Here is a 1691-nt window from a genome sequence, read left to right on the forward strand (position 1 = left end):
TATATCTATCATAACTTACAATATATCAACGATTTCTCGGATATATCGATTGTTCGACAAAACATAACAAAAAAAGACGTGCATTCATTGCACGTCTTTTTGTTATTCACCTATATAATGGATGTAAACATTCTTAAAGGAGACGAAACAATGATCGGAATACTAGCAGGAATGGGGCCAAAATCAACTGGACCATTCGTCGATACAGTTGTAGCAGGGTGCCAAACAATATACGGAGCAAAGTATGATATGGACTTTCCTCATATGATGATCTATTCGTGCCCAACACCGTTTTACATGGATCGCCCTATTGATCACGAAGCGATGAAAAAAGCAATTATTGAAGGAGCACAAAAACTTGAAAGTACTGGCGCAAGCTTTATCGCTATGCCGTGCAATACGGCGCATCTTTATTTTGAAGAATTACAGCGTTCGCTTTCTATCCCGATTTTAAATATAGTCGATGAAACGTTACAAGCAATTCCTGAAAATACAAAAAGAGTCGCTCTTCTCGCAACAGAAGCAACTGTTCAAGCTGGGATTTACCAAGATGGGATTGCAAAACGTAATATAGAGTACATTCATCATGAAAAATGGCAGGAAATGATTAATCAAATCATTACTTATATTAAATCTGGGGAGGTTGAAGAAGCTCGCGAATTGTGGAATGCGCTCGTTTTACAATTGAGAGAGGAAGTTGATACGGTAATTATCGCATGCACCGATTTGAATGTGGTGGCGAGTGAGGATTTTGTTGATTCCTCTCAATGTCTTGCTAATGCGGTTGTTAGGATGTATCTATCAAATACAAAGAAATCTTCATAAACATAGAAAACATCCCTTTTGAAATGTGTTTTATGTTTTATGAAAATCATCCTAAAAACTTTTAACTTTCTTCACAATTCTTTCAAAGTAATCACACTTAATCTCGCTATATTAAATAAGTAGTTATTCATATAGGGAAGGTTAGGGGAACTGAAAGTATGAAAGTAAATCGTTCGCTTCATTACATTTTTTGGCGTTGGCATTTTTATGCTGGGCTTTTTATTACGCCGCTTCTTATTACGTTGTCACTGAGCGGAATTGGGTATTTATTTCGGGAGGAAGTTGAAGATTTCATCTATAAAGATTTATATTTTGGGAAGAGTGCTCAAACAGAATCTATTTCGATGTCTGATTCTATTTCCTTAACAGAGAAAAAATATCCACATTATAGCGTGGCGAAAATTAGTGAGTTTAATGGGGATTATAATACGAGACTTACCATTGCAAATGAGTATACTGGGCAACAAAAATATGTGTATTTAGACAGCAATAATCAAATTGTTGGGGATCAAAATGCAAGTGAAACGTTTGCCAATATAATGAGGGAATTACATAGTTCTCTTTTAGTTGGTGGCACTGTCGTAAACTATACTGTAGAACTCGCGGCATGCTGGACAATCTTTTTAATCGTAACCGGATTGTACATGAGTATACGACAATTCAAAAACACACCATCATCCAATAAGCGAGAAAAAGCAAAAAGACGTCATTCTATTATCGGTATTATATTTACAATTCCTCTCTTTCTGCTAGTCGCATCTGGATTGCCATGGTCAGGATTTATGGGGAACCAAATTTATAAAATCGCATCGTCAAATGAATCACTCGGATATCCAAAATTGTACATGGCTCCGCCTGAATCAAAG

2 protein-coding genes are annotated in these 1691 nt (G+C 36.3%); both read left to right on the plus strand.

Annotated features, from left to right (window positions below; genetic code table 11):
• Positions 1-150: 150 nt before the first annotated feature.
• Entirely contained in the window at positions 151-825 is a 675-nt protein-coding gene (locus tag MR107_RS29785; RefSeq protein ID WP_242293128.1) for an aspartate/glutamate racemase family protein, read from the plus strand.
• Positions 826-983: 158 nt separating this feature from the next.
• Positions 984-1691 (plus strand): PepSY-associated TM helix domain-containing protein (locus MR107_RS29790; RefSeq protein ID WP_242293129.1); only part of this gene is annotated, 708 nt, incomplete at its 3' end.

It is taken from the genome of Bacillus cereus group sp. BfR-BA-01441 (assembly GCF_022663075.1).
Classification (GTDB): domain Bacteria; phylum Bacillota; class Bacilli; order Bacillales; family Bacillaceae_G; genus Bacillus_A; species Bacillus_A cereus.

Excerpts from the sequence above, each read along its gene's own strand:
- MR107_RS29785 (WP_242293128.1), top strand. The coding sequence starts at position 151 with ATGATCGGAATACTAGCAGGAATGGGGCCAAAATCAACTGGACCATTC.